Source organism: Virgibacillus sp. NKC19-3 (assembly GCF_019837165.1).
Lineage (GTDB): Bacteria > Bacillota > Bacilli > Bacillales > Amphibacillaceae > Virgibacillus_L > Virgibacillus_L saliphilus.
The window spans coordinates 2,021,978-2,043,002 of the sequence record NZ_JAGYHC010000001.1 but is presented as its reverse complement, the minus strand read 5'-3'; the positions used below and the strand labels follow the sequence as shown (position 1 = coordinate 2,043,002).

The window sequence follows — 21,025 nt, the reverse complement described above, 5'->3', positions numbered from 1 at the left end:
CTTACCTAAGAATGCGAACTATTTTTTTCATAAGCATCGATAATTCGTTGTACCAATGGATGTCTAACTACATCTGTCTGATCAAGGTGTATAAAGGCTATCCCTTTAACAGAAGACAAAAGATTACTTGCAACTTTAAGGCCTGATGTCGCTCCTTGTGGTAAATCTATTTGTGTAACGTCACCGGTAACAATCATTTTAGATCCAAACCCTAAACGAGTTAAGAACATCTTAATTTGCTCTGGTGTTGTATTCTGTGCTTCATCCAATATAACAAAAGCATCATCAAGGGTTCGTCCACGCATATATGCTAGTGGAGCGATTTCTATTACCTCTCTTTCAAGTAAACGCAAGGTATGTTCCACACCAAGTACATCATGTAATGCATCATATAATGGTCTTAGATATGGATCTACCTTCTCCTTTAGATCACCAGGTAAAAACCCTAGACTTTCTCCTGCTTCAACCGCAGGTCGTGTTAATATAATTTTTTTTACCAGACCATTTTTTAACGCATGAACGGCCATTACAACAGCTAAATAAGTTTTACCAGTACCTGCAGGCCCAATACCAAAAACAAGATCATTTGCTCTGATATTAGCAACATATTCTTTTTGCCCTAATGTTTTAACCCGGATCGGCTTTCCTTTTACATTCTTTGTTATCTCATCTTCATAGAGTGTTTCAAATTGCTTTATTTTTCCAGATTTTGCCAAATCAACTGCATAAATAACATCCCGCTCCGAAATCGATAGCCCCTTCCTAATAACGGATAATAAGGCTAAAAGAACGTCCTGCACAAGTGAGATGTCTTCATCTAATCCAGAAACACTAATTTTTTCCCCTCGCGTTACAATAGAAACATTTAATTTTTCTTCCAATTGTTTTAAATATTTATCATTGGTTCCAAACAAAGCTAACGCTTCGCTTGAACTTGTTAATTGTAAGTCTATAACTGTAAGGTTTTCCGACATAATCAATCTCCTTGACTTAAAGGTTCAATTGGTTCAGCTTTGGCAATATTTTCTTCTACACTAATATATAAGTTTAATTTAACTTTACCACGCTCGGTTGTTTCATGCAAAACTTTCTCGGAGATGATTTGTGACTCTGGCCCTAACTGTAATTGCAACTCATTTTTCGCCTGCATTATACCTGTATTGATTGCTTCTTCTTTTGTCCTTTCAACACTATGATACAGCTTTTCGCTTAAAGTGGTATCTATAAATGTGACAGGTAATTGCCATTTCAAAAAATGGATAGGAGTCTCATTCGTTTCTCTATGAATATCCTCATAGTCTGGATTTCCAAGTCCCCATATTGGGAATCGCAGGTTTCCTAGGCTTATATAATACTTCTTTTCTTGATTCCCACTAAGCATTTCATAATCACCCCCTAATGGAACATTGACGGAAACCTCATACCAAGTAGTTGCTGTTATATCACCATCAGCAGCTACGAGGTCCAATTGTCTCTCCTTGTCTTCTTCTCCTTCTTCACTGTCCTCGTTTTCTTCATTAATGATACCAGAGACTAGCACATCCCCCGGCTCAACGTAGTCATTAACTGCAACCCGGGGGAGTCCTTCTGAGACATACATATTTTTAATGACACCCTTTTTGGTTGCAACCAAATGTTGCGGGCCCGTAGACTCTTTTTCCTCGACAACTGACTTTTCAACACCTTCAAGGTAAAAGGTTGTCCCCTTTTGTTCTACACCAACCCATAACAGTTCAGGCACATCTTTTATTAATTGATCTTGAATAGCAGTAGGCTCATCCAATGTAAAAATCCATGCCCCGGAATGAACGCCATACTCATCTAACTGTTTACTGATTTTTTCTTCAACTTCCGTTGGAACACCAGTGATCTGAACCTCCCAGATGATATTCGATAAGAATATGATGAGCATTACGCTTATCACCAACCCAAGCATAAGTTGTCTTTTTTTCGTAAACCGTTTTATAAGAAAAGGGCATCCTTTTTTATCTATAAAGGTTAATTTATGATTTGTTTTCCTTTTTATTGTTTTTAGCTCTTTTACATCATGTAGTCTAACACTCCCGATACATGCATCATCCGCTGTTTTTTTTATATTCCATACAAGAATACCTTGTCGCATACATTTTTGAAAAAATAACTCCGGCCTGTCCCCTTTAATTAAAATCGTTACATATCCTGTCATAAGTGCCCCTTGTTTATACCTCATTTCGTCCTCCTTCAATCAACAAATATTAATCAGGAATAAATGTTACGTCTGAAATTGTACCTTCCAATAAAATTTCCTCGGGTAGCATCATTTTTAATACAAAGGCAGATCCTGTAATTCGAATAAATCCTTTATTTGTTTTTAATTTAAGTTCCGTATCAGAATATGTTTCTAATCCCTGGTGGTTTTCAATATAGACATGAATTTGTCCGATTATCGTTATTCGGGGTAATTCAAGCATCACATCAGAAGGAAGTGCAAGATATTTCACTAACCAAGGACGGATATGCTGCTGCCATTTTTTCACTAGTGCATCCCCCTCTCATAACCATATTTATGACGGAGATGAAAAGATAAGAACAATAAAGCAAAAAGAGCCATCAACAAGGACAGGTACATACAACCTAGCTTGTTAATGACTCTTGAATAGTCTTTATTTATTTCGTTTTACATGATTCACTTGGTATGGTTTCCTAGCTCTAGGCGAACCTAAAACTTCAGACATAATAATGCCATTTACCAATCCGGTTTTTCCTAAATTACCTTTAATCTGCTTTTTTAAAGCTTCTTTCTCCACGGAACTGTTCTTGTTAGGCTCGCGTAACGTGTTTCCAATAATCGCGTCATGTGGGAGTTTTTCCATGGCATCCTTTGTTTCAGTTTGCAGTTGGTTGGCCAAACGTCCCAATTGTTCACTTTGCTGTTCTTCAATAGAAGCAGGAGCTGGCTGATTGGATGGGGCCTCATGAGCCCTTCTTTGTTGTGGCTGATTATCTCCACCAGAAGGAGCCGAAGTTGACGTTGGTCTGGGTCTATTCGTTTGCCTTCTATCCTGTTCTTGTTCCGCAGAACTATTTCTAAAAAAACCGATTATTCCAGCAATAATAATAACAACAATAAACAGGTTATCCATAATCAATTCTATAAGCGATCCCACAATAACCCTCCTTCACTGACTCGGATTAGCTTATTTCGGGTTATTATCATCATTATCTTCTTCTGTCAATTTACCGATAGAGTCACGCATATCTGTATCGGCATCAATATTTTTATAACTCATATAATCCATTACTCCTAAATTACCTGAACGCAGGGCTTCTGCAAGTGCAAGTGGAACATCTGCTTCAGCTTCCACAACTTTCGCACGCATTTCTTGAACTCGTGCAACCATTTCTTGTTCTTGTGCAACGGCCATTGCGCGACGCTCTTCGGCTTTCGCTTGTGCGATGTTTTTATCTGCCTCAGCTTGATCTGTTTGTAAGATAGCACCAATGTTTTTACCAATGTCAACATCAGCAATATCAATCGATAGAATTTCAAAAGCAGTACCTGAGTCGAGTCCTTTCGCTAATACGGTCTGTGAAATTGAATCTGGATTTTCTAATACTTTCGTATGTGCATCTGAACTACCAATTGTACTTACAACACCTTCACCAACACGTGCAATAATGGTTTCTTCTCCTGCACCACCAACTAAACGATCAATGTTAGCACGAACCGTAATTCTTGCTTTTGCTTTTACTTCGATTCCATCCATTGCAATACCTGCAATAAATGGAGTTTCAATTACTTCTGGGTTAACACTCATTTGCACCGCTTCAAGTACATCACGACCTGCTAAATCAATAGCGGCGCCACGCTCAAAAGGTAATTCAATATTGGCCCTATGTGCTGCGATAAGTGCATTTACCACTCTATCTACATTACCACCAGCCAAGTAGTGACTCTCAAGCTGGTTGGTTTGCACGTTTAATCCTGCTTTATGCGCCTTAATTAAAGGATTAATTACTCTATTGGGCACAACTCGACGTAAGCGCATTCCAATTAATGTAAAGATTCCTACCTTAACTCCAGCTGCTAGTGCACTTATCCATAGCATTACCGGAATAAACGTAAACAAAATGGCTATAGCAATCAAGATTAGCGCGATTATAATAATCGGCATCAGTTGTGATATTTCCATGCTAAAATTCCTCCCTGTTTTATATAAATTTCTTCACTTTGTTATAATTCTCGAACGACAATTCGAACTCCTTCTACTTTCACAATTTTTATCCGCTTACCTTTGTCGATGAATGATCCCTCTGATAACACATCCAATCGCTCATCATTAAACACTCCTGCCCCAGAGGGCCGCAAGGGAGTTACTGCAATACCTTCCAAACCGATTAATTCCAAACGATTACGGGATGAAACATAACCTTGTTCCGTTGTTGTTTGGTCCTTTAATATAATATGGCGAAAGAGGCCTTTATCCATGCCAATCCTTCTAAATAGAATAACAGCAGCTAAGACTGCTACCAAAAAAGCAATTCCTATACTCATCGACATATGCCCTAAATCGTAACCGGACATCAACAATGACCCTACCACTGCTAAAGCGCCGAGAACACCGACAATTCCACCAGGCACAAAGAACTCAGCAATGATTAAAACGATTCCTATAATAAGTAGAGCTATAGCTTCTGTCCCCGCTAACCCAGCTATAAAATGACCATAGAAGAATAACAATAATGACACAATTCCCACCACACCAGGTATACCGAAACCCGGTGAAAATAATTCCAGAATTAAACCAAGACTGGCTACAGACAGCAAAATTGGGATTACAACAGGATTTGTTAAAAATCTGGCAACATCCTCTGCAAGCGCTGTTTCTGCTTCAACAACAGTTGCATTCGATAAACCAAGCTCATGCAACACTTCGGCTCGATTATTTACAATACCCTGTGCGTACTCGACCTCTACTGCTGAATGAGGATCAAGCGTTAAATATTGTCCTTCAGGAGCACCATATTCAGCAAGATCTATACTAGGGTCTGCCATCGCTTGCGCATAGAGCGGATCTCTTCCTTTAGATTCCGCAGCACTTCTCATGGAAGCAAGCCATGCAGATTGCGCTTTCTGATCAGCAGCATTTCCGTCTTGCGTAATAATACCACTAGCTCCCATTGTTGCTTGTGACTCCATATAAATATTATCCGTGTTTAGTGCGATATATGATCCTGCTGATAATGCTTGGTTAACAATAAAAGAAGTTGTTGGAATATCTAAATTTTGAAGTAACCCGGCAATTTCTCCTGCAGCATCCACCCGTCCGCCTGGTGTATTAATTTCAAAAACGATATGATCGGCACCCTCATCAATAGCTTCTTGGGTTGCTCGGGTTAAAAAAGCTTCCAGACCACGTTCTACTTCATTTTCGATTGGTATAATATGAACCAATTTTCCAGCACCATTCTCTTCCGCTTTAACAGGTTGACCTACATTCGCTACTACTGTCAAAAAGAGTGAAAACAATAAAATTATGTATATGGAACGTTTCTTGCCTGGCAATATTTTCACCTCCCTCTTTTGGTGCCTACCTCATATACGAAAATCATGGAAATTGGTTTCATTTTATATACAATCTAATTAAATAATATCATAAACAACCCCAAAGGTGATACTGTTAGTAAAAACTTGGCAATAACCTAGTAGCGCTAGGAAGTTAAAAAAGTAGTTATAGTTTTTAACTGACTAAAAAGGTTCTTGTCAAATATATATGACAAGAACCTCTATTTAATCAACTTAATTGTCTCTGTACAAGTTTATTTATTTGAGCACCGTCTGCCCTGCCTTTAACCTTAGGCATTATTGCACTCATCACTTTACCCATATCTTTTTTGGATGTTGCATTAACTTCTTGAATTGCCTGTTGTACAATTACCTTCAGCTCATCATCTGTTAGCTGCTTGGGCATATATTCCTGCAAAATATTGACTTCATCGTCAAGTTTTTCAACAAGATCATGGCGTCCAGCTGATTTAAATTCTTGGAGGGAATCTTTTCTTTGTTTCAACTCTCTGGATAGGATGGTTAACTCTTCATCTTCCGAAAGATTTTCTTTACCAAGATTTATCAATTCATTTTGTAATGAAGCTTTTATCATGCGAATAACACCTAGTTTTTCTTTGTCTTTGTCCTTCATTGCTTGCTTCATATCTTGATTCAGCTGTTCAAGTAGTCTCATGCTCCCCAACCTCTTTTAATATTTGCGCTTTCTTGCAGCTTCAGATTTCTTTTTACGACGAACACTAGGCTTTTCATAATGTTCACGTTTACGATATTCTTGCAGTGTACCACTTTTTGATACGCTACGCTTGAAGCGACGAAGAGCATCCTCAAGAGACTCGTTTTTACGGACGCGAGTTGTATTTGACATGCTAATTTCCCTCCCTCCAAAGCACAAAACAGGATTATAAAGACATATGTATAATTTCCATATGTCTTTATAAAGTATAATATATTCCGGATTATAGGTCAACTAGTTATTATTCTCTTTAACCAAAAAATAGATTCTTCATTACAATTTAGGAAATATTTCCTTTCGTCAACCTGCCATAATTTTAATTTTCTTGGATTACATCAACACTGGAACTTGCTCCTATTCTGGTTGCTCCGGCATCAACCATTTCAACTGCCGATTTATTGTCACGGACACCTCCGGACGCTTTTACCCCCATTTCATTACCTACTGTTTGACGCATTAGCGTAACATCTTCCACTGTTGCGCCTCCACCAGAAAATCCGGTTGATGTTTTTACAAAATCAGCCCCTGCCTCTTTTGCTAATTGACATGCTCGGACTTTTTCCTCGTTGGTCAGTAATGATGTTTCAATTATAACCTTTGTCAATGCTCTACCTTTAGCTGCGTTAACAATTGCTTTTATATCATTCTTTACTGCTTCGTCATTTTCAGATTTTAATTCTCCAACATTGATAACCATATCCACTTCTGCTGCTCCATCTTTAATAGCTTGCTCTGTTTCAAAAACTTTTGCCGCTGTAGAGGTTGCACCTAATGGGAACCCGATAACCGTACAAACATTTACGGATGTATCCTTTAAACGGTCATAACAATAGGGCACCCAATATGGATTCACGCAAACCGAAGCAAATTCGTAGGATATTGCTTCGTCGACAATTTGTTGGATTGCTTCTTTTGTCGTATCCGGCTTCAATGCAGTGTGATCAATATACTTAGCTAATTCTTTATTCATTATTAACTTCCTCTCTGAATAGGAGTAAAGTACGCTATAATTCTTCCAATTGATAGGAAATACATGACAGCATATATAAAGCTGCCGTTTCTGTTCGTAGTATTCGTGGACCCAATCGAACCGAGTGGAATCCGTTTTCTTTTAGATGTTCCGCTTCTTCTTTAGAAAAACCACCTTCAGGGCCAATACAGATAAATAAACGCTGATTGGGTTCTATTCTTTTCATGATGCTCCCAAATTTTTGATGGTTGCCTACTTTTGCTTCTTCTTCATATGGGAAAATCTTTACATCATAAGCAGCACTTTCCTCGATTAAAGCAGGAAGCGTCACGGGTGAATGAACCTCAGGGATCTGATTTCGGTGGCTTTGTTCACTTGCCTCTTTCACAATTTTTCTGAAACGATTCATCTTCTTAATTGCCTTTTTCTCATCCCATATAACAATGGAACGATTCGCTTGAAAAGGAATAAATGAATGCGCGCCAAGTTCTGTTCCCTTTTGTAGTATAAGATCAAATTTATCACCTTTGGGCAATCCTTGAGCAATAGTTACAGTAATGGGAAGTTCAACTGTTTCATTCAACCATTCTTGAACAATTGCTTGAATATTTTGTTCGATAGAGATAATCTTACAAATCGCAGCCATTCCATCCGGGTGATTACAAATGATTTTGTCTCCCTCCCTACAGCGCATCACACGGCTTATATGATGGGCATCATCACCTCTTATGGTAACTTCAGTCATATGCCAATCTGCAGAAGGAATAAAGTATCGTTGCAAGTTAGACACCTACTTTTATTTAAACTTTCCTGGCTGTAATAGAAATCCAATCTTCCAGCGCATCAACTTCCACAATTTCAAATCCATGTTGCTCTAATTTATCTTTTACTACCTTTTGCTTCGCTTGAATAATACCAGACATAATGAATAAACCACCAAAATCGAGGTTTTTCCATGCATCCTGAACAAACTGTATAATAATTTCAGCTAAAATATTGGACACGATAATATTTGCTTTTATATCAACGTGATCAAGTAAATTATTCTGTTTCGCTATGATTTGATTATCCAATTGATTTAGTTCGGCATTTGTTTTCGTGCTTTTTACCGCCACATCATCCAGGTCATATGCGTGTACATTACTAGCACCTAGCAAAGCTGAGGCGATACTTAACACACCGGAACCAGAACCAACATCAATGACGACATCTTCATTCTTTACATGCTTTTCCAGTGCTCGGATACTGAGAATTGTCGTTGGATGAGTTCCTGTTCCAAAAGCCATTCCCGGATCAAGTTCAATGATCGTTTCATTGTTGGAAACTGGTGTATATTCTTCCCAAGTAGGTATTATCGTTACTTTGTCAGAAATATGAATTGGTTTATAATATTTTTTCCATGCGTTTGACCAATCTTCCTCATTTATTTCGCGTAATGTTATATGGTTTTTTCCAATATCGATGCCATAGTTCTCTAGATCTGCAATAGCATGTTTTATCTGCTCTACTACTTTATCTAAATGTTCATCTTCTGGAAGGTATGCCTTAATATACACACCATCTTTCGGGTACTCATTCGGATTCAACTCATAGACTTCGCCGAAAAATGTTTCCCGCTCTTTGACCAAATCCAATGGATCTTCAATAACGAGCCCATTGGCACCAGCTTCATTTAATATGTTGGAAATTGGTTCCATTGCTTCATTTGTTGTATGAATACATATTTCTGACCATTTCATTTCGATTCACTCATTTCATTTATATAAGCCATTTGTACATAGCGATGTGAGGCTCACATCATTATTCACTTTTAAAAGCATTTTTAAAACGTTGAAAAAGAGAACTGTCCTGCTCATTCGTTGACTCATTTCCACCAATTTCATTGAATTCACGCAATAATTCTTTTTGACGCTCAGACAACTTCGTAGGTGTAACTATCTTTACAATAATATTTTGATCTCCATGACCATATCCCCGAACATTTGGCGCACCTTTTCCTTTCATGCGGAAGGTTTTACCCGTTTGCGTTCCTGCTGGTATTTTTAACATCACTTTGCCATGAACAGTAGGCACTTCCACTTCATCACCTAGAGCCGCCTGAGCATAGTTTAATGGTAATTCACAGTAAATATGATCCCCTTCTCGTTCAAAGAAATCATGGGGTTTTACTTGAACAAGCACATATAAATCACCGGGAGGGCCTCCGTTCACACCTGCTTCTCCTTTTCCGGATACACGGACTTGTTGCCCTTCATCAATACCTGCAGGAATAGAAATATGAATCTTCGTATGCTTTTTCACTTTACCGGATCCACCACATGTCGTACATTTTTCCGGAATAATTTTTCCGGTTCCGTTACAATAATGGCATACCCGGCGGTTAACAACTCTGCCAAAGGGTGTGTTCTGTTCCGTATTTAATTGACCAGAACCATTACAATGAGAACATGTATTAACTTTCGTTCCAGGTTTGGCACCAGAACCATTACATGTCTCGCAATTTTCCTCTTTTGGAATACGGATATCTGTTTCTTTCCCGAAAATAGCCTCTTCAAATTCCAGTGTCATTGTATATTGTAGATCTGCTCCTTGCTGTGGTGCATTTGGATCCCTTCTACGGCCTCCTCCGCCACCAAAGAACATATCAAAGATATCACCAAAACCGCCAAAGTCCTGTGCTCCACCACCGAAGCCACCAAATCCTTGGTTTTGCGCACCTGCATGCCCAAATTGATCATATTGGGTGCGTTTTTGTTCATCACTTAGCACTTCATACGCTTCTTTTGCTTCTTTGAATTTTTCCGCTGCATCTTCTTCGTCACTAACATCCGGATGATATTTTCTGGCTAATTTCCGATACGCTTTTTTTATATCTTCTTTCGAGGAATCTTTGCTGACTCCAAGCACATCATAATAATCGCGCTTACTCACTTGTTGATCACTCTCCCGAGACTAGCATAAATATTATCTTATCATCACTTGATCCCTCGTGGCAAATCTGCTTAGAGAGGATCCTTCTAAAAAAGGTCAAAGTCAAGAGGATCCTGACTTTGACCTTTTCCCATTACATTCTATTCTTTTTTATCTGCTTCGTCATCTACTTCCTTGTAATCCGCATCAGTTACATCATCGCTGCCTTGTCCATCTTGTGATTCTTGTGCAGCTTGTGCGTCTTGCTGCGCTTGCTCATACAGTTTAACCGTAAGCTGTTGTACTTCTTCTTGCAATGCATCTTTCTTTTCTCTAATCTGTTCGATATCATCAGCTTCGATTGCTTTTTTCAATTCTTCTTTTGCATCTTCTGCTTTTTGTTTTTCTTCATCTGTTACTTTGTCACCGAGATCTTTAATTGTTTTATCTGTGGTGAAAATAAGCTGATCTGCTTCATTGCGTAAATCTACTTCTTCACGGCGTTTTTTATCTGCTTCTGCATTTTCTTCCGCTTCATGGACCATTTTTTCAACTTCCTCATCCGAAAGTCCTGAAGATGATTTGATCGTAATGGATTGTTCTTTGTTTGTACCCATATCTTTCGCACTAACATTTACAATACCATTGGAGTCAATGTCAAATTTCACTTCGATTTGAGGAACGCCTCTTGGTGCTGGTGGAATATCTGTTAATTGGAAACGACCCAATGTTTTATTATCTGCCGCCATTTCACGTTCACCTTGAAGCACATGAATATCCACAGCAGTCTGGTTATCCGCAGCTGTTGAGAACACTTGGGATTCACTTGTTGGTATTGTTGTGTTACGTTCAATTAATTTTGTAGTAACAGAACCCATTGTTTCAATACCTAGGGAAAGCGGCGTAACATCCAACAGAACAACATCTTTCACGTCACCTTGGAGCACACCACCTTGGATAGCTGCGCCTAGTGCTACAACTTCATCCGGATTAACTCCTTTAGATGGATCCTTTCCGATTTCACGTTTAATTGCTTCCTGAACAGCAGGGATACGTGTTGAACCACCAACTAAAATAACTCTATTTACTTCATTTGCGCTTAAGTTAGCATCGGATAATGCTTTTCGTGCAGGGATCATTGTACGTTCTACCAAATCAGAAGTAAGTTCTTCAAACTTAGCACGCGTTAAATTCATTTCCATATGCAACGGTCCAGCTTCTCCTGCTGTAATAAATGGCAGTGATATTTGAGTTTGGGAAACACCGGATAACTCTTTCTTCGCTTTTTCAGCAGCATCTTTCAAACGCTGTGTCGCCATTTTATCTTTAGATAAGTCAATGCCATTTTCTTTTTTGAATTCTTGTACCATATAATCGATGATCAGTTCGTCAAAATCGTCACCACCCAAACGATTGTCCCCGGCTGTGGAAATAACTTCGAATGTACCGTCACCGATGTCTAGGATAGATACGTCAAATGTACCTCCACCAAGGTCATATACAAGAATGGTTTGATCTTGATCCTCTTTGTCTATACCATAGGCCAATGCTGCAGCTGTCGGCTCATTAATAATACGTTCTACTTCTAGTCCAGCAATTTTACCTGCATCTTTCGTAGCTTGACGCTCTGCATCATTGAAATAAGCTGGTACTGTAATGACAGCTTTCTCAACTGTTTCCCCGAGATATTCTTCAGCATATGATTTAATATGCTGCAGGATGATCGCAGACACCTCTTGTGGTGTATAATCTTTATCTTCAATTGTTACCTTGTAATCTGTACCCATATGACGTTTGATAGATTGAATGGTATTTGGATTTGTAATTGCTTGGCGTTTTGCTACTTCTCCGACCTGTCTCTCGCCATTTTTAAAAGCAACTACAGATGGTGTTGTTCGATTCCCTTCAGGAGTAGGGATAACGACAGATTCACCGCCCTCCATTACTGCTACAACTGAGTTTGTTGTTCCTAAATCAATTCCAATTATTTTACTCATAACTGTTTTCCTCCTTCACTGCTACATACAAATTATTTATTTACTTTTACCATTGCTGGTCTAATAACGCGATCATTCAGCATATACCCTTTTTGTAATTCTTCTACAACTGTATTTGATTCCCATTCTTCTTCCTCCACTTGCATCACTGCATGGTGCAGATTTGGGTCAAATACGTTACCTTCTGCTTCAATCTCTGTCACACCTTGAGATTTGAGTGCATCTTTAAATTGCTGATATACCATTGTGATACCTTCAATAAGGCTGGAAGTTGCATCTGTTACTTCTACTTGCAAAGCTCTTTCAAAATTGTCTATTACCGGTAGTAATTCATTTACCAGATCCTGTGATTTATACTTGCGATCCACTTCTTTTTCTTTTTGTGACCGCTTCTTGAAATTATCAAATTCCGCCTGCAATCGAAGCAATCGATCATTTAATTCATCTTTTTCTGTTTTTAATGCTTCCATTTCCTTTTGCGTAGGATCCTTCGTTGTTTCTTCCGAGGTTCCTGCTTCTGTTTCTTCTGAATCAATCACTTCTATTTGTTCAGATTCATCTTTTTGATCAACATCATCTTCTAGTGTTGTATCTTTATCATGCTCTTCCACCGTAACACCTCCAATTTAAAATAACCAAATAAGACTATACCATGAATAACATTTGAATGAAACCAGATAACCCTATTGCTCATTGTTTGAACAAGACTTTTATTATTCATTGTTTTTATACCACATGTGTAATGCGTCTGTCATCTCATTTGATAAAATATTCAGCAATGTAATTACCTTTCTATACTCCATTCTTGTTGGTCCAAGTAATGCAATGGTTCCCATTTGACCATCACCTGACTGATAGGCCGCTGTAATTAAACTGAAGTCTTTTATAGCATCTATCTTATTCTCATTTCCAATTGTCACCCTTATTCCCTCGTTTGTTCGCTTCAATAGATGTGCTATTTCATCTTCCTTTTCAATCATGGAATAGAAAGAGCGAATCTTATCTACATCATCGAATTCGGGCTGCATTAACATATTGGATTTTCCACCAATATACAGTTTAATCGGAGATTCGTTAAAGAAAGCTGCCTTTAAATAATCGTATGATTTGTCAAAGTCATCCACATACAATTTCATAAATGAGGTGAGTTCAGTATTAAACTTTTCCTGCAGACGGACAACCGGTACTCCATACAATCGCTCATTTAGGATATTGACCATTTTTTCTAGATCGAGTGGATTAATTTCAACAGGGATCGAAAACGATCGATGCTCTACATGGCCTGTATTTGTTACTAGAATAGCGACAGCCGTGTGCGATGAGAGTGTAACGATTTGCAGCTGTTTTAATTTTGCTTCATATAATTCAGGCCCCAAAATGATGGATGTATAATTCGTTAGTTCGGATAACACTTCTGCCGACATTTGAACCATTTGCTCAAATTCAAAAAAACCATCCGCAATAAAATCCTTAATAACGTTTGTATTGGTCTGATTGGAAATTGGTGCTATCAGATTATCCACATAATAACGATAACCATGCTCAGAAGGTACCCTTCCTGAAGAGGAATGTGTCTTCTCCAAGAAACCCATTTCCTCCAAGTCGGCCATTTCATTTCTTATCGTTGCAGCACTGTAAGGTATATTATCTTTTTTAGAAATGGCACGAGAGCCCACCGGAGTTGCTGACTCAATGAAATCATCAATAATTACTTGCAAAATCAATAACTGCCTTTCTGTCAACATGATAATCACCTCTGTTAGCACTCTTAATAAGCGAGTGCTAATGCTATTAATAAATTATCAAATCATTATTTCTTTGTCAATAAACATGTATTACTTATTTTAAAAAAGGATTCGCAAAAAAGAAGGGGAAACTCTTTGGCAACAAAATGCCCTCTAGGTTCCCCTTCGTCATGATTAGTCATCATCCATTTTTAATACGGCCATAAATGCCTCTTGTGGGACTTCTACAGATCCAACTATTTTCATTCGTCTTTTACCTTCTTTTTGTTTTTCCAGCAATTTACGCTTCCGTGTAACGTCGCCACCATACAACTTCGCCGTTACATCTTTTCTTAGAGCCTTAATCGTGGAACGTGCCTCAATTTTATTTCCTATAGCTGCTTGAACCGGAACCTCAAATTGCTGTCTTGGAATCAGATTCTTGAGCTTTTCAACAATTTGCTTGCCACGTTCATGTGCAAAATCCCGATGTACGATAAACGATAATGCATCGATTGTATCTCCATTCAATAAAATATCCATTTTTACAAGGTTTGAAATTCGATAACCCGTTAATTCATAATCAAATGAAGCATATCCTTTCGTATGAGACTTCAATTGATCAAAAAAATCGTAAACAATTTCGGATAATGGGATATCATAAATAATATTCACCCGAATATCGTCTAGATATTGCATATCCATGAATTGCCCTCGTTTTTTCTGTGCTATTTCCATTACGGGGCCTACATATTCATTTGGCACTGTAATTGTTGCTTTAACATAGGGCTCACTTATTTCCTGTACTTGTTGCGGATCCGGCATCAATGACGGGTTATCCACCTCTATAAACTCTTCGTCCGTTAGTTTCACTTCATAGATAACACTAGGAGCAGTAGTGATTAAATTAATATTGAATTCACGTTCAATTCGCTCCTGAATTATTTCCATGTGTAATAACCCCAAAAACCCACAACGATATCCAAATCCTAGTGCTTGTGAAGATTCCGGTTCATATTGGAGGGAAGAGTCGTTTAACTCCAATCTCTCCAGTGCCTCCCTCAAAGCATTATAATTATTTGCATCAACCGGGTATAAGCCACAGAAAACCATCGGATTTAACCTACGATAACCCGGTAAAGCTTCTTCCGCTTCTCTATTTACATGGGTAATTGTATCACCGACACGCGAATCGCCCACATCTTTTATGGATGCTGTTAAATACCCGACATCACCAACAAGTAATTCTTTCTTCTTAAGTGGCTGTGGTGAAAACACACCAACTTCGTTAACCTCAAATTCTTTCCCTGTAGCCATCATTTTAATCTTATCGCCAACTTTAACGGAACCATCCTTTATCGAAATATATGCGATAACCCCGCGATAAGAATCGTATAATGAATCAAAAATAAGTGCTTTTAAAGGATTATTTTCATTTCCACTGGGAGCAGGAACAACCTCTGTAATTCGCTCCAGTATATCTTCAATCCCAATGTTTGATTTTGCTGAAGCTAAGATGACATCATCTCCATCAATGCCGATAATATCCTCTAATTCCTTTTTAACGCGCTCCGGTTCAGCACTTGGAAGGTCAACTTTATTAATAACAGGAATTATTTCCAATTCGTTTTCAAGTGCAAGATACACATTTGCTAGGGTTTGTGCTTCGATCCCCTGTGCTGCGTCTACTACTAATATAACTCCTTCACAGGCAGCGAGACTTCTGGAGACTTCATATGTGAAATCAACATGTCCAGGTGTATCAATTAAATGGAAAATAAATTCCTCACCACTATTACTTGTATATTCCAACTGTACTGCATTTAATTTTATCGTAATTCCTCGTTCACGTTCTAAATCCATTCCATCAAGAAACTGCTCTTTCATTTCACGTTGTGTTAACGCTTTGGTATTTTCTAAGATCCGATCAGCTAATGTTGATTTGCCATGATCAATATGAGCTATAATCGAAAAGTTTCGTACGTTTCTGTTTTGTTTCACCATTAATGATTCTCACTCCTACATCCCTTTTACCACATTAGATAAAAGCGTCAATTTATCTGGCGGCAATACTAGCTTTGATTATAGCAATGCAATCACTTAGATTCAATAAAAAAACAAAAGCACGCCCTTATCAACATGCTTTGACAGAGCCTTAGCATAGTTTAAAAAAACAATTGGGAGATCTGATATAATAGTTGCACAACTACCTCGTAAAAACCTTTCACGCCTACCTCCAGAAACGAAGCTGCCTTTTGTATGAAATGGACTGGTTCCTGCCTATCCATAACATCGGTGGAGGAAGGTTCAACTGTCTCTACCTCTTCTTCCTCAATCACAACTGTTTGATCGGATTCATCGTTCACAGCAGTATTTTTATTATCCATCCCATATAGCATACCTGTTAGAAAAAACACAGCGAGTAATAAAATAACAATAAATGAGCGAGTCATAGCCCATACCTCCTATGAGTCAGTATCCACTTCTTCTGCATCCCAATAAAATTCACTAAATACATCTGCCAGTGCGTCTGCTGATCGGTTTAATTCTTCCATATTATTTTCAATTCCTCCTAACTCCAGCGTTAATGCATTTTCAGATACATCCTGATTAAATACGCCATTTGTTCCAGATCCTTCTTTCGGAAAAACTCCCCTGCTTAGACCGGGGTATTCTTCTTCCAACAAATAATGCAATTCAGTAGCGAATTCCAAATTCTTCTCATGCGCTTCATGTTCGGCACCGACAACAATCATAATTCTGGCATACGGCTCCCCGTTTATTTCCTTGGTTGTTACATCCCTAGTTACAGAATCCCGATGCAAATCAAAAATATACTGTATGTCATCATTAGAGGCAAAGGCTTCTTCAACTACATCTCGTGAGGCATCATATGATTGGCCAAAACTCATGCCCTTTTCACTAAGTACGTTCGCAATATCAGTATCATCGACAATGGTTCCAATCCCTTTAGCTTCTAAAGAATCAGCAAATCTCTCGCTTACTTTTGTTACGTTTACTTCATCGTGAAATGCCTGATCAGGATCGGTTACATCAGGTAAATGCGGTAAAAAAGACTCACGATTATGTGTGTTATAAAGATATACAACATCACTATCACCGGTGCTCGGTGTGCTTTCTTTTTCTTCCTCTTCTTTAGCGTTGTCAGTTGACCCTTCTGCTATAACAGCCTCACGATCCTTTAACACTTCTTCTAACGGCGGTGAAGACTCTACAGGGAGGTTTGTATAATCTGTCCCTTCACCTGCAATCAATATTTGACTGTCAAAAATCGAAAAGCCCGGTACTTCGTTTCCAAGTAAACTCCTTGGATCATTCGGTTTGATACTTGTAGCTATTTGAAAAAGGGTAGCGGATATATCAGGTAACGTCTCATTATTAGGGGAAACTTGATTAAACGCTCTATTTTCCATTCCCAATAAAGATAAAAATATAGACCCATCTATATCACTCGTCCACTCTGTGACCGTACTTGACGAAAATCGATAACCAGGCTGAATCGTTGTCAATATGCCAATAAATACAAACAAAATGACAATACTGACTAGATACATCGCACTTTTTTTATAAACAGTCGTGATTCGATTCCCCTTGCGATCACGATGATAATTGCTTCCTAAAGGCATGGTTCCACCCTTCCTGAAATCATGAATTATTCCCTCTCCTAAACTCTATGATATAATTTCAGGAACTAGAACCAAATATGTTTTTCTATAGAATCAATCAATAGAGAACAGCTATTATTTATCTCGTGTAGTTAGAGAAATTATCAACATCCACCTTCTCATGTAATGCTGCATTAATGCCGTTTGCAATTACATCCGCCATGTCTTTCATAAAACCATCCACCTCTTTTGGTGTGACCATTAAATTATGCCCAACAGGGGTCAATACTTCGTCTATTAACTTCCTTTTTTCTTCCTCTGATAGACCACCAACTACCCCAAGGAAGGTTTTCCGTTTTTCCGCATCTGGAAGATCTTCTTCACTGAATTCCTTATGTCCAAATGATAAACTCGCAGGAGCTAATGATTTAGAAGGTTTATCCTTTTCTTTCATTTCCCTACCAAAATGTTTTAATAAAAGATCTATCGTATCACTGGTAATCGTTACAGCATCAACAACGGTTGGGACGCCTATTGCCATAACAGGAATCCCTAATGTTTCCTTACTAAGTTCTTTTCGCTTATTTCCAACACCTGAACCAGGATGTATTCCCGAATCAGACAGTTGGATGGTTTCATTAATGCGCTCAATGGACCGCGATGCAAGTGCATCAACCGCAATAATAAAATCAGGGTTGAATTTCTCCACAATACCGACTATAATATCACTGGTCTCAAGTCCTGTAACACCCATGACACCAGGTGTTACAGCTGCTACAGAACGATATCCTTCCGAAACTGTTTCATGCTCCATTTTAAATAAGTGACTTGTTACAAGTATCTTTTCTGCAGCCATAGGCCCTAATGCATCTGGTGTTACATTCCAATTCCCAAGACCAACTATTAAACCGGTATTATCTTTTGTTATATTATTTTTTTGCATTAATTGTTCTAGCTCTTTAGCAAGGATTTTGGCTGCTGACTCCTGTCTGCTCGTATCCTGCCGTTTAACCCCATCCGCATAGATCGTACTATACGATCCGGCTTTCTTATTTATTAATGCACCACCCTCCTCGTCAATTTCAACATAAGAGATCTTTATATTATCTTCTTTCCGCTCTTTTACTGTTACGCCTTTCATTTGTTTTTCCTGTTCTTCCTTTTCATTTGTTTCTACATACATATCCCGTGCTTCTATTGCTAAGTCCGTTCTGATTTGAGGTACTTTATTCTTATTTTCCATTTTAATGAAACATCCTTTCTTCTGCACTTTAGTAATAGAATTCACATCTTAAGCAAAAACATACGAACATAAGCTACTTGAAAACATAGCCTTCCTTTGGTAAAATGACTTTTGTTCAGAAGTTATTCTTTCGTAATTGAAGATAATAAACTTATGAAAGTATTTCATTCATCTGGGAGGTGAAATCATGGCTAATATAAAATCAGCAATTAAGCGTGTGGATACAAACAATAAAAAACGTGAGAATAATCAAGCACAAAAGTCAGAAATGCGTACAAAAATCAAACGTGTAGAAAAATTAGTTGCAGCGAATGATGTAGAAAATGCTAAACTTGCCTTGCAAGAAACAACCAAACATATCGACAAGGCTATTCAAAAAGGGGTTATTCATCAAAATAATGGAGATCGCCAAAAATCCCGTATAGCCAATATGGTAAATAGTATTAGCGCATAAATAAAAACGATCCAGTTATTTGGATCGTTTTTATTTTTACGATGCTTGTACCAATTCATATAATAATAATTCAAATGCTAAACCTTTCTCCATTTCTCCTGTTTTCATTTCGGCATCCGTATTTGCCAGCCTATCCATAATATCCTGTAATCTTTTAGCAGTGAATTGTTTTTCTCTTTTTAAGGCCATTTTAACAACATAGGGATGTACGCCAAGTTGCTTTTGGATTTGGGGTTGACTATAGCCTTTTGATTTTAAGAGCTTTACACGCAGCATCATTCGAAACTGGTAAGCAAGTAAACCAATTAGTGCTATTGGTTCTTCTTTCATTTTTTCAAGATCCTTATATACAGCAATTGCCTTATGTAAATTACGTTCAATAACGGCATCCGCAAGTCTAAGTGAAGATCCATTTGTGGTATGAGAAATTAATTTCTCGGCGATACCTCTCGTTATGGTTCCATTCTCTCCGACAAAGCTAGCCATTTTTGTTAATTCATTTTCAAGTAGCTGCAGGTTAGCCGATAGCGCTGTATCAAAAATTTCATATGCATCATCTGCAATTGTTACGTGTAGCTGGCTGGCAAGATTCTTAAGCCATTTTGCTAGATCATACTCTTTTATAGGTTCACATATCGCAACCGTTGCATTTTTTTTAAGGATTTTAGTTATTTTTTTCCGTTCATCTATTTTTTCATATGGAGCAATGATGACAAGTATAGAGTAATCAACAGGAGACTCCAAGTAACGCTTTAGCCCATCCAGATCATGTTCAAAAGGAGATTTATCCGGTTTTGCTTTTAAAAAGCCAGGGTTATTCGCGATAATCAATTTTCGTTCGCCGAAAAAAGGATATGTTTCTGCATCTGCAATGACTTCCTGTATAGGAGTTTCCTCCAAATCGTAGGTGGTTAGATTATCCAGATCATCAGCTAATACTTCCTTTGTCAATTGTTTTTTTAAATTCTGTATAAAATAGGATTCAGATCCATAAAGTAAAAAAACCGGGGATATATTCTTCTTTTTTATTTGTTGCAATACTTCCAAATATGACACGTTATCCCCTCCATTTATATCTATAATTCATATTAAAACGAAAGCCTGAAGATAGCAAGGAAATTTGATGTTTAGAGGGAAATTTTGTTTCAATTTCCCTCTACAATCTATATGAACGCTTAACATATAGCCCTAGGATCTACATGTTAAACGATGTTTGTGTTATTTATAATATCCTGTCTAAGTAAAAGTATAGATGTTAAGTCTTTCTAGAATTGCCAAAAGAAAAAAGAGCATATTCAAAAAAGGGATCGCATCAGCTAAGTTATTTTAGCAGATAGTCCTCTGTGCGAGCAGTTTTAACAAATTTTTTGAACAACCTTGAAAAACAAATTTCATCCAAAAGTGGATTTTTCCTCGTATTTATTTTATACTAATGAATATATAGGGTAGGAGGGATCGATGTGAACGAATTTGAACAAAATCCACAGTCCAAAAATCATGATGTATCTGATTCCATTAAAGGCTTTGCCTTCTCATTTGTTTTCTTTATCTTGATTTTTGCTATAGGCGTTGTTGTAAGCGTCGTTACACAATAGGATATGAAATAACACAAAAATAGTTCATGAAAGAAGAGACTGGGACAAAACAAACGTGTTTAATAAAAAAGACGAACATGGTTAAACTAGCGTAGAAAATATGTGAGGTGTGCAACTTCTTGAAATCAGTTGTAACATGACGAGCACAAGGGGGGTCACCGGCCGCTCTAAGGTGCGCGTCGTATATTTTTAGAAGCGATGTATGTTCAAAATTTATTTGCCAAA

The 21,025-nt window shown here is 37.9% G+C and carries 22 protein-coding genes; 2 read left to right on the top strand and 20 right to left on the bottom strand.

Features of this window, described 5'->3' with window-relative positions; translation table 11 throughout:
* Window positions 1-5: 5 nt before the first annotated feature.
* The 19 genes from KFZ56_RS09815 to gpr all read right to left on the bottom strand — a co-directional run bounded on the left by KFZ56_RS09815 (window position 6) and on the right by gpr (window position 18,751).
* Window positions 6-974: a PhoH family protein gene (locus KFZ56_RS09815; protein WP_222641775.1), complete on the bottom strand. Its 969-nt coding sequence runs from the start codon at window positions 972-974 to the stop codon at window positions 6-8.
* A gap of 2 nt (window positions 975-976) precedes the next feature.
* Window positions 977-2,209, bottom strand: a complete 1,233-nt coding sequence (yqfD, locus tag KFZ56_RS09810; RefSeq protein ID WP_222641774.1) for a sporulation protein YqfD — start codon at window positions 2,207-2,209, stop codon at window positions 977-979.
* Window positions 2,210-2,234: 25 nt separating this feature from the next.
* Window positions 2,235-2,516: a sporulation protein YqfC gene (yqfC, locus tag KFZ56_RS09805; protein WP_222641773.1), complete on the bottom strand. Its 282-nt coding sequence runs from the start codon at window positions 2,514-2,516 to the stop codon at window positions 2,235-2,237.
* Window positions 2,517-2,642: 126 nt separating this feature from the next.
* Window positions 2,643-3,146 (bottom strand): YqfB family membrane protein, encoded by a 504-nt coding sequence (locus KFZ56_RS09800; RefSeq protein ID WP_222641772.1) that lies wholly within the window; start codon window positions 3,144-3,146, stop codon window positions 2,643-2,645.
* Window positions 3,147-3,176: 30 nt separating this feature from the next.
* Entirely contained in the window at window positions 3,177-4,172 is a 996-nt protein-coding gene (gene floA / locus KFZ56_RS09795) for a flotillin-like protein FloA (RefSeq protein ID WP_222641771.1), read from the bottom strand.
* A 41-nt stretch (window positions 4,173-4,213) separates the two neighbouring features.
* The gene (locus KFZ56_RS09790; protein WP_375540676.1) at window positions 4,214-5,545 is read right to left on the bottom strand and encodes an NfeD family protein; all 1,332 of its coding nucleotides are present in this window, start codon (window positions 5,543-5,545) and stop codon (window positions 4,214-4,216) included.
* A 229-nt stretch (window positions 5,546-5,774) separates the two neighbouring features.
* Complete coding sequence (locus KFZ56_RS09785) at window positions 5,775-6,221, bottom strand: GatB/YqeY domain-containing protein (RefSeq protein ID WP_222641770.1); 447 nt, start codon at window positions 6,219-6,221, stop codon at window positions 5,775-5,777.
* A gap of 15 nt (window positions 6,222-6,236) precedes the next feature.
* On the bottom strand, window positions 6,237-6,413 hold the full coding sequence (gene rpsU, locus KFZ56_RS09780) for a 30S ribosomal protein S21 (RefSeq protein WP_072887896.1): 177 nt from the start codon (window positions 6,411-6,413) through the stop codon (window positions 6,237-6,239).
* A gap of 184 nt (window positions 6,414-6,597) precedes the next feature.
* Window positions 6,598-7,251, bottom strand: coding sequence for a deoxyribose-phosphate aldolase (gene deoC, locus KFZ56_RS09775; protein ID WP_222641769.1), 654 nt, complete (start codon window positions 7,249-7,251; stop codon window positions 6,598-6,600).
* A gap of 34 nt (window positions 7,252-7,285) precedes the next feature.
* Window positions 7,286-8,032, bottom strand: coding sequence for a 16S rRNA (uracil(1498)-N(3))-methyltransferase (locus tag KFZ56_RS09770; RefSeq protein ID WP_222641768.1), 747 nt, complete (start codon window positions 8,030-8,032; stop codon window positions 7,286-7,288).
* 19 nt (window positions 8,033-8,051) lie between these two features.
* Window positions 8,052-8,990 (bottom strand): 50S ribosomal protein L11 methyltransferase, encoded by a 939-nt coding sequence (gene prmA / locus KFZ56_RS09765; protein WP_222641767.1) that lies wholly within the window; start codon window positions 8,988-8,990, stop codon window positions 8,052-8,054.
* A 61-nt stretch (window positions 8,991-9,051) separates the two neighbouring features.
* On the bottom strand, window positions 9,052-10,182 hold the full coding sequence (gene dnaJ, locus KFZ56_RS09760) for a molecular chaperone DnaJ (protein ID WP_222641766.1): 1,131 nt from the start codon (window positions 10,180-10,182) through the stop codon (window positions 9,052-9,054).
* A gap of 140 nt (window positions 10,183-10,322) precedes the next feature.
* Window positions 10,323-12,158 (bottom strand): molecular chaperone DnaK, encoded by a 1,836-nt coding sequence (dnaK, locus tag KFZ56_RS09755; RefSeq protein WP_222641765.1) that lies wholly within the window; start codon window positions 12,156-12,158, stop codon window positions 10,323-10,325.
* Between the two features lie 32 nt (window positions 12,159-12,190).
* The gene (grpE, locus tag KFZ56_RS09750) at window positions 12,191-12,769 is read right to left on the bottom strand and encodes a nucleotide exchange factor GrpE (protein ID WP_222641764.1); all 579 of its coding nucleotides are present in this window, start codon (window positions 12,767-12,769) and stop codon (window positions 12,191-12,193) included.
* A gap of 102 nt (window positions 12,770-12,871) precedes the next feature.
* Window positions 12,872-13,903, bottom strand: coding sequence for a heat-inducible transcriptional repressor HrcA (gene hrcA, locus KFZ56_RS09745; protein ID WP_222641763.1), 1,032 nt, complete (start codon window positions 13,901-13,903; stop codon window positions 12,872-12,874).
* A 174-nt stretch (window positions 13,904-14,077) separates the two neighbouring features.
* Entirely contained in the window at window positions 14,078-15,886 is a 1,809-nt protein-coding gene (gene lepA, locus KFZ56_RS09740) for a translation elongation factor 4 (RefSeq protein ID WP_222641762.1), read from the bottom strand.
* Between the two features lie 161 nt (window positions 15,887-16,047).
* A complete protein-coding gene (locus KFZ56_RS09735) occupies window positions 16,048-16,335 on the bottom strand; it encodes a hypothetical protein (RefSeq protein WP_222641761.1) in 288 nt (95 codons plus the stop codon).
* A gap of 12 nt (window positions 16,336-16,347) precedes the next feature.
* On the bottom strand, window positions 16,348-17,529 hold the full coding sequence (gene spoIIP / locus KFZ56_RS09730) for a stage II sporulation protein P (RefSeq protein ID WP_222641760.1): 1,182 nt from the start codon (window positions 17,527-17,529) through the stop codon (window positions 16,348-16,350).
* Between the two features lie 118 nt (window positions 17,530-17,647).
* Window positions 17,648-18,751 carry a GPR endopeptidase gene (gpr, locus tag KFZ56_RS09725; protein WP_222641759.1) on the bottom strand — a complete coding sequence of 368 codons (1,104 nt, stop codon included), beginning with the start codon at window positions 18,749-18,751 and terminating at the stop codon, window positions 17,648-17,650.
* Window positions 18,752-18,938: 187 nt separating this feature from the next.
* On the opposite strand from gpr, the gene rpsT reads away from it, so the two are divergent.
* Window positions 18,939-19,205, top strand: coding sequence for a 30S ribosomal protein S20 (gene rpsT, locus KFZ56_RS09720; protein ID WP_222641758.1), 267 nt, complete (start codon window positions 18,939-18,941; stop codon window positions 19,203-19,205).
* 36 nt (window positions 19,206-19,241) lie between these two features.
* Here rpsT and holA read toward each other — a convergent pair whose 3' ends face one another.
* Window positions 19,242-20,261: a DNA polymerase III subunit delta gene (gene holA / locus KFZ56_RS09715; protein WP_222641757.1), complete on the bottom strand. Its 1,020-nt coding sequence runs from the start codon at window positions 20,259-20,261 to the stop codon at window positions 19,242-19,244.
* Window positions 20,262-20,665: 404 nt separating this feature from the next.
* On the opposite strand from holA, the gene KFZ56_RS09710 reads away from it, so the two are divergent.
* Complete coding sequence (locus tag KFZ56_RS09710) at window positions 20,666-20,800, top strand: YqzM family protein (RefSeq protein ID WP_222641756.1); 135 nt, start codon at window positions 20,666-20,668, stop codon at window positions 20,798-20,800.
* Window positions 20,801-21,025: the final 225 nt, after the last annotated feature.